This is a genomic window from Flavobacterium sp. (genome assembly GCF_044361065.1).
Taxonomy (GTDB): Bacteria; Bacteroidota; Bacteroidia; order Flavobacteriales; family Flavobacteriaceae; genus Flavobacterium.
Window position 1 is genome coordinate 1 of the sequence record NZ_JBIKJI010000096.1, and the last position, 7970, is coordinate 7970.

General features: G+C 29.1%; 8 protein-coding genes and 1 pseudogene. 2 read left to right on the forward strand and 7 right to left on the reverse strand.

The window, feature by feature from the left end; genetic code table 11:
- A pseudogene (locus ACIQ11_RS06900) lies at positions 1-151 on the forward strand (leucyl/phenylalanyl-tRNA--protein transferase); the annotation flags it as partial.
- 86 nt (positions 152-237) lie between these two features.
- Here ACIQ11_RS06900 and ACIQ11_RS06905 read toward each other — a convergent pair.
- The 7 genes from ACIQ11_RS06905 to mutY all read right to left on the reverse strand — a co-directional run bounded on the left by ACIQ11_RS06905 (position 238) and on the right by mutY (position 7720).
- Positions 238-453: a VF530 family DNA-binding protein gene (locus ACIQ11_RS06905; RefSeq protein WP_396153949.1), complete on the reverse strand. Its 216-nt coding sequence runs from the start codon at positions 451-453 to the stop codon at positions 238-240.
- A gap of 102 nt (positions 454-555) precedes the next feature.
- Positions 556-1113, reverse strand: a complete 558-nt coding sequence (locus ACIQ11_RS06910) for a DNA-3-methyladenine glycosylase I (protein ID WP_396153950.1) — start codon at positions 1111-1113, stop codon at positions 556-558.
- Positions 1106-1774, reverse strand: a complete 669-nt coding sequence (locus ACIQ11_RS06915) for a queuosine precursor transporter (protein WP_396153951.1) — start codon at positions 1772-1774, stop codon at positions 1106-1108. Before ACIQ11_RS06915 ends, ACIQ11_RS06910 begins: the two co-directional genes overlap by 8 nt.
- A complete protein-coding gene (locus ACIQ11_RS06920) occupies positions 1775-5551 on the reverse strand; it encodes a TraB/GumN family protein (RefSeq protein ID WP_396153952.1) in 3777 nt (1258 codons plus the stop codon).
- 81 nt (positions 5552-5632) lie between these two features.
- Positions 5633-6184, reverse strand: coding sequence for a gliding motility lipoprotein GldD (gene gldD, locus ACIQ11_RS06925; protein WP_396153953.1), 552 nt, complete (start codon positions 6182-6184; stop codon positions 5633-5635).
- Positions 6185-6241: 57 nt separating this feature from the next.
- Positions 6242-6655, reverse strand: coding sequence for a single-stranded DNA-binding protein (locus ACIQ11_RS06930; protein WP_291242426.1), 414 nt, complete (start codon positions 6653-6655; stop codon positions 6242-6244).
- 36 nt (positions 6656-6691) lie between these two features.
- Positions 6692-7720: an A/G-specific adenine glycosylase gene (mutY, locus tag ACIQ11_RS06935; RefSeq protein WP_396153954.1), complete on the reverse strand. Its 1029-nt coding sequence runs from the start codon at positions 7718-7720 to the stop codon at positions 6692-6694.
- A 133-nt stretch (positions 7721-7853) separates the two neighbouring features.
- On the opposite strand from mutY, the gene ACIQ11_RS06940 reads away from it, so the two are divergent.
- Positions 7854-7970 (forward strand): HU family DNA-binding protein (locus ACIQ11_RS06940; protein ID WP_396153955.1); only part of this gene is annotated, 117 nt, incomplete at its 3' end.

Consider the following 7970-nt stretch of genomic DNA (forward strand, 5'->3'; position numbering starts at 1 on the left):
TGCCAGTAAAGTTGCATTTATTCATTTAGCAAAACAATTAGAATTGGCTAACTATAAACTTTTAGATTGCCAAGTACATAATAATCATTTAGAAAGTTTAGGTTGTATAGAAATTGAAAGAGAAGAATTTTTAGCGATTATGAAAAGTTAGTTGTTACGCAGAGATTCGCAAAGGAACGCAGAGAATCGCAAAGGTTTCTTTATTTTGAATACAGATTCTCACAAATTTACACAAATTTACTTCGCATCAAATTTCTTCAAACTTCTTACATATAACTCTTCCACTTTTTTACGTGCCCATTCAGTTTTTCTTAAAAAAGTTAAACTCGACTTTATAGAAGGATTTTCATTAAAACATTTTATTTTTATCAATTCGCCAAGGGTATCAAAACCATAATACTCGACTAATTTCTCGAGTATTGTTTTTAATGTTATGCCGTGAAGTGGATCCATTTGATTTACGATTTTTGATTTGGGATTTACGATTTACTGTAAATACTTATATTTTAATTTAATACTATTTTTTACTGAATACTAAAAACTGAACACTGATTACTAACCTCTCACCCAACAATCTGCAACGTGGTCGTTTACCATTCCTGTGGCTTGCATATGTGCGTAAACAACTGTAGAACCCACAAATTTGAAACCCCGTTTTTTTAAGTCTTTACTTAGTTTATCCGAAATTTCTGATGTTGCTGGTACTTCACTTAATGTTATTGGATGGTTATCAATTGATTTGTTGTCTACAAAAGCCCAAATATATTTAGAAAAACTTCCAAATTCTTCTTGCACTTTTATGAAGGCTTGAGCATTTGTTACTGTCGCTTTTATTTTTAACTTGTTTCTTATTATTCCAACATCTTCAGCTAAAACTTGCAATTTGGCATCGGTAAATTTAGCAACTTTTTGCACATCAAAACCTGCAAATGCTTTTCTAAAATTATCTCGTTTTACTAAGACGGTATACCAACTTAAACCCGCCTGAAACGTTTCTAAAATTAGAAATTCAAACAAAGTAGCATCATCATAAACAGGTTTTCCCCATTCGTTATCGTGATATTCTTTGTATAAATCGGTTTTTTCGCACCAAGCGCAACGTCTCTTAGTCATTTACTATTGGTTTTTCGTTGTTATGGATGTAGGTATTAATTAAATAATGGCCCAAATATATCATTGGCGTCAAGCAAATTGCAATAATTAGTTTAAATGAATACCCCGTTAATGAGAATTCTATATATTGTTGTGTATTCCAAATTCCTGGTAAATAAAAAGCAATTCCTCCTACTATAAAAGAATCAATTAATTGTGAAATCACAGTAGAACCTGTGCTTCGTAACCAAATCATTTTTTCTCCGGTTTTCTTTTTAAAATAACTAAAAAGCGTGACGTCTAAAAACTGTGCCACTAAAAATGCCAGAATCGAACCTACAATAATTAAATTACTTTGACCAAATACAGCAGTAAATTCTTCATTAGAAACCGGACTGATGCCTTTTGCTTCTGGAATTTTCATCGAAAAAAACAAAATTACAAAACAGTAGGCAATTAAACCTGCTGTGATGTAACTCAGCCTTTTCACACCTTGCTTACCAAAATATTCATTAATTAAATCGGTAGTAATAAATACGATTGGCCAAGGCAAAATACCCATACTTAATACAAAAGGACCAATTTGAATTAATTTTCCCCCAATAAGTTCGGCAGTAATGGCATTGGTAATAAAAATACCCGCCAAAATAATATATACTATTTCCTTTTTGGTTTTTAACATTTATTCTTCGTAATATTCCTCTTCTTCGTAATTGTCTTCTGCTGGATTACTTGAAAAATTTACTCGCAAGTGATTGTCATTTAGCGATTCATTAATCATCGTTTTTATTTTCTGATCAATTTCTTTATCATCAATAATTTTTTCAGCATCAAATCGTCTAAAAGCTTTTAGATTTAATTGATTTTTTTCATCATAAACAAAAGCAATAGCGGTTAACTTTTCAGTATTTTTACCATACGAATCAGCTTCTATATTAATTTTCTTATAAAAGAAATACGATATTTTTTTGTCGTTATGTGTAACTATTTTTTCATCCAACAACACAATAGAATCATTTTTTTTATCAAAATCTTCATAATAATGAATGGCATTCATCACAATACTATCCTTACTAAACGCAGCTAATTCTTCCGTTTGTTTATTGTGATACAACATTTGCAACGCCGTATATTTTGTTTTTGGATTGCTAATTAATTTATCTAATACACGTTTATCTAATTTTTTATTTCTGGCTAATTCGCGATTAGCAATAGCTACATTTAAATCGTCAATATTTAATTTTTCTGCTTTCTCATACAATTGACGCATATCTTTTTCATTTTTAAATGAATATAAAATAGATAAATAACTATTTAGAGCTTCTACAGGTGCGACATTTTCATCATCATAATTATATTCGTCATCATCATCACTGGCTTCATCTTCAAATTTCCAACTTACCAATCGTTTGTATTCTAATTTCGCATTGGTAAGTAGCATTTTTTTGTATGATTTTAGTTTTTTTGATGATACTTTTTCAGAATTTAATAGCACTTGCACAAACTCAACTATTGGCTCGTGAAATTCATTAATACTATAATATTCTAAAATATTTGGATATAAAACTTGAGCATTTTCGAGGTCTGCCATAAATAAATTAAACAATCCAGAAATTACATATCTTTCTGAAATAGGTAAATCATAATCTAATAATTCGGCAATTTTTTTATATGCCACTTTGCTTTTTTGTAAAGCCAAAGCACGTAAAATTGAAAATTGTGTTTGTGTTGAAACGTCTTGTTTTTTATACGCTTGTTCTAAAAACGGAAGTACTTCTGGTGATTTTAAAGCGCCGATGCTTTCAAACAAATCGCCTTTAAAGTCCATTTCTTCTTTTCTAAATTCGAAATTTTCTAATAAATTTTTAATTTTTGAAAAATCCGATTCTTCAATCGTTAAATTGTTAAATGATTTTATTGCCGAATAGCGTATACTATCGTGTTCGCTATATAAATCTTCTTCAAAAATGCTGAATTTATTTTCAAAAAAGGTTCTTGATGTTATAGAAGCATCATCTACTTTAAATGAATTAAAGATCTTTTCAATAAAAGGGTTGTCGTTATTGTAATTTTTATCAACTAAAGTTGTGAGCGTATAATATTCGCCTTTTTTGAGTACAATTTTATATTTAATAGCTTGTGTGCTTTTAGGTTTTGTAGCCAAAACTTCATACACATAAAAATCGTTGGCTTCGTCTTTAGTGAATTTTTCATTTACCAAATCTAATTTTTGATTCGATGTTAATGCCAATGTTTTATCCCAAGTAGTTGATTTATAATCTAACGGATTAAATTTGTCCTTTTCATTTGTATCAATAGTGTTTGCTACAGAATTAAAGCTAACGGCTTCTGTTGCTACAGAATCGACTACAACGGCACTGTCAGAATAATTAAATTCATTGCTGTCGGTATAATTTTTAAATTCAAAATCTACTGAAATGTTTTTCTTAATTTGATTAAAAAGCGAATCTAAAACGGCATAACTTTCGTACCTATGTGGTTGCGAATACGTAATTTGTATATTGCTTTTGTTTGGCGAAAAAATATCAAAAGATTTGTATTTTACTTCAAAATGATTGGTTTTATTATCTTCTTTATACCTGTTTTTTCTTTCAAATTTAAAATCTAAATATTCGTTTTCTTGTTTCGGAATTTCTACAGAAAAATGAGCTGTAGAATCTTTAAATGTTTTATAAACAATATCTTCTTTTGATTTTGTAATTTCGAATGAGTTGAAAAAAGCATCAACCTTATTTTTTGAAGCATTTACAGTTCCCAATAAATAATATTTATTCCCTTTTAAGGCCGATTTTAGATATATATTTTTATCTTTTAATTTTGTTTGCGATGTAACTTCAAATTTATTTTTATCAAAGCTTGTTTGCATAGAATCCAACTCGTGAACCGCATAAAATTCATAATGCATTCTTTTCAATTCATATTCAGAATCCTCTAAATTTTCATAATCCATCATCGTACTTTCTATAACAAAATAATGCGCGTTTTCTTGCTCGTCAAAGGCATAAATTTCTGTATCTTCCAGTCTTTTATTGTCTTTTTTATTTCCTACAGTTGTGCAATAAGAAGGTAACGTAACTTTAAAATTTTGCTTGTTTGGCAATACTGTTGTCAACTCCTGTTTGTACGATTTAATTTTTATATTATTGTATACCTCATCTTCATATTTTCTAACATAATCGCCTTCTCCACTCATAATTACAGCAATAATTTCAAGTGGTGTTATATAATATCTATATCTTTCGTTTTTACCCGTTTTAGTTTTGCTTTTGATATCATACACAAAATTATTTTTTTCTTGGTATGTCTTTTTCTCTAAAATTTCACCTGGAATATTTTCAAAAAATAAACTATCAAGCGTTTTATGATTGAATTTTTCGTCTTTTTTGCTAATAAAATCCTTCAGCAACATACGTTTTACATTAATATAGCCACCGTTTCCTAAATCTGGAGATTCTAAATTTTCGCCATTTTTTAAAACCAAAGGAAACAAAGGCAAAGAAATCATTTCATCTGCTGTTGTGTTTATTTCAAAAACCGGCTTTACAAAATACTCTTCAATTTGTTTTTTTATTTTTTTTCCTTTTTCAGTATAATCAGAAAATATTGGAGTTACGGTATATCCTTTTCTTCGTAACATTTCAATCATTCCGTTTTTTCCAGGTAAATGTGCGGCACCAACTGCAGCAAACAAACTTCCTGTTTTCATAATAGAATCCATACTTGTAGACATAATTTCATTTCTATCAAAAAGCATGGCTTTGTTGTATAATTTTGGAGAGGAAAGCACGTTTAGCGTATCCAATAAATCTAAATCTTTTTCGCGATATGCATCTCTTAAAACCTCTGCATAAGAACGTTTTTTTAATAGTTTTAAAATAGCTTGTTTGTTTTCATCTACTTCGCTTCTATCCATTTCCGCCTCTGCTTTTTCGATATTTAATGTAGTAGATTTAACGTTTTCTAATCCTAATGTCTTTTTACCATATTTTTTTCCCGTTCTATAAATAAACATGTCCAAATAGGTTTCCTCTTGAAATTCTTGATTGGCTTGATTAGTTCGAGATAACAATCCAATTAAATTGTAATTTGAACCTCTAAAAAGAGAATATAAATAGTCTTTTTCTATAGGTGAAGTATAAAAATTAGTGTAGAAATTTCTTCTTGTTTGAGTAGATTGATAAAATCCATACAAATCGTACAATTCTGTCCAAGTATTTGGTTCGCTTTCGTTAGCAATAAAATCTGAAGCCATTAATTTTTCAAAAAACGAATCAGACAAATGAAAAGAAACCTTGTCGGAAACATGCATCGTGCCATACATATAGGATTTTTTAGTTAATCCGTTACCAGAAATTTCCCAAAATAAACTTTGGTATTTTTTTTCTTGTGCAAATGTAGAAAGGGATAAAAATGTAAGTAAAAATAAAATCTTTTTCAAAGGGATAATTATTAAGTTAAGTTGTCCCAAATATAATAAATTGAAAAGATTTTTAATATGAATTTTTATAAAAAATAAAAACTATTTCCATTTAATAGATTCTATAATTTTTCTCATATCATTTTTAATATAATCCGCTGCTGGAAGTATAGAATCAAAATTTGGCTTAGAATAAAAATACATACTGGCTGTAACGAAATTTTTAGTACTATCTGTGGCGTAAAATTGAGCATTTGTAGCAGCATTGCCTCCCACTTGATAAAACATCCCATATACTTTATTATCCAGATTTATGTAGGGTTGCTCTGCAATATCGTTTGCTTTTATAGCGTGTTCGTAAGTTAATTTTTGAGCATCAGTTAGTAATTTATCTAAATTACTTTGAACAGGTTTGTATGTTAAATACACAGTGGCTTTCATTTTTGGATAATGAATTTCCAATCCGCAATTTGAAGTAGCTTTCACATCTGCCAATTCGTTTTTATCGAAATCGAAACCACAAGAATTTGAAAATTTCATATATTTTGCTGGTGGATATTCCAAGCTTAATTGTCCTGTTGGTTTGGGCATTTTATCATCTCCACAAGAAAGTAAAGAAAGACAAAGTAAGCTAAAAATAAGGCGAATTTTCATTTATGTGTATTTAAGAAAGTACAATCTATTTTCTATATTCTATTCTCTATAGAAGATTTAATCTAACGAATCAAAATCCACATCTTTTGAGCTTGGCGGATTTGAAGTTGGTGCTTTAGATAAATCTGAATCTTTTTTCGTATTTAAGAATGTAAATTCTGTAACTTGAATTTCGGTAGTATATTTTGTTGTGCCATCTTCAGCTGTCCATTGGCGTGATTTTATTCTTCCTTCAATATATATTTTATCTCCTTTTGAAAGGTATTTTTCACATAATTCTGCGGCTTTATTTCGCACTACTATATTATGCCATTCTGTAGAAGTTATTTTTTCTCCTGTAGATTTGTTAATATATACTTCATTAGTCGCTAATGGAAATCTTCCAATACAACTTTGAGCATCAAAATAATGCATTTTTACCTCGTCACCTAAGTGTCCGATTAAAATAACCTTGTTTAAAGTACCGTTCATGGCTTATATGTTTTTATCAAAAATACTAAATATTATTTATATACCAATTTTTTCTATAAAATTATGCAATACAATTGGAACAGGCAATTGTTTTACTTCTGAAAAAGTATAGGTGTTTTTCAATGTTTCTTCGGTTTCTATTCTGTAAAATTTAATATTCAAATGCTGATGCGATAACTTATGCAATACATCAAAAGCATCATAATATTGAAAATTCTTAATGTTATATAATTCTTTTAATTGAAGAAACAAATTCTGTTCATCCAATTCATTTTCGGATTCCATACAAGGAAATTCATATAAATTTCTCCAAATTCCGTTTCCCGTTCGCTTATTCATTATATAGTTTCCAAGGGCATCTTGAACCAATATGTAATTCAAATATCGTTTGCTAACCTTGTTTTTTTTAAGTTTTACAGGTAATTCCGAAACAATTTTAAGTTTGTATGCTTCACAACTATCGTTAAAAACACAATCTAAACAATTTGGACTTTTAGGCACACATTGTAACGCACCAAATTCCATTATTGCCTGATTGTGAAGATTAGGATTTGTTGAAGAAAGTAATTTTTGAGCCAGTTCTATAAAATATTTTTTTGATGAATTTTGAGAAATATCATAATCAACATTAAAAACTCGCGATAATACTCTAAAAACATTGCCATCTACAACCGCAACCGATTCGTTTGCCGAAAAAGAGGCAATTGCTGCCGCAGTATATGTTCCAATTCCTTTTAATTTTATTAATTTGTCGTAAGTAGTTGGAAAAATACCTTTATGGTTTTCTACAACTAATTTAGCAGTAAAATGTAAATTTCTGGCACGAGAATAATATCCAAGTCCTTGCCAAAGCTTCAAAACTTGTTGTTCATCGGCATTTGCTAAATCATTTACGGTAGGAAAAGCAGTTACAAAATTTATATAATACGGCAATCCTTGACTCACTCTTGTTTGCTGCAAAATAATTTCTGAAAGCCAAATTTTGTAGGCATCATTGGTATTTCGCCAAGGCAAGTCTCTATAATTTTGTTGATACCAACTGATAATTTTGGTTGAAAAATTCATAAAAATATTTAAAGCTGTAAAAATAAATCATTTATATGGTTAAATTTTAATTCATTATGTTTGAATTTGTATTTTTTTAATTCATATATTTGCACACTCAAAAAAATACACATAAAATTTAACACGCAAGAAAATGACGAAAGCAGATATCGTAGCAAAAATTTCGGAAAGATTAGGTCTTGAAAAAGGTGACGTTCAAGCTACTGTAGAATCATTCATGGAAGAAGTAAAAAATTCATTAGAAACTGGT

Excerpts from the sequence above, each read along its gene's own strand:
- ACIQ11_RS06905 (WP_396153949.1), bottom strand. The coding sequence starts at position 453 with ATGGATCCACTTCACGGCATAACATTAAAAACAATACTCGAGAAATTA.
- ACIQ11_RS06910 (WP_396153950.1), bottom strand. The coding sequence starts at position 1,113 with ATGACTAAGAGACGTTGCGCTTGGTGCGAAAAAACCGATTTATACAAA.
- ACIQ11_RS06915 (WP_396153951.1), bottom strand. The coding sequence starts at position 1,774 with ATGTTAAAAACCAAAAAGGAAATAGTATATATTATTTTGGCGGGTATT.
- gldD (WP_396153953.1), bottom strand. The coding sequence starts at position 6,184 with ATGAAAATTCGCCTTATTTTTAGCTTACTTTGTCTTTCTTTACTTTCT.
- ACIQ11_RS06930 (WP_291242426.1), bottom strand. The coding sequence starts at position 6,655 with ATGAACGGTACTTTAAACAAGGTTATTTTAATCGGACACTTAGGTGAC.
- mutY (WP_396153954.1), bottom strand. The coding sequence starts at position 7,720 with ATGAATTTTTCAACCAAAATTATCAGTTGGTATCAACAAAATTATAGA.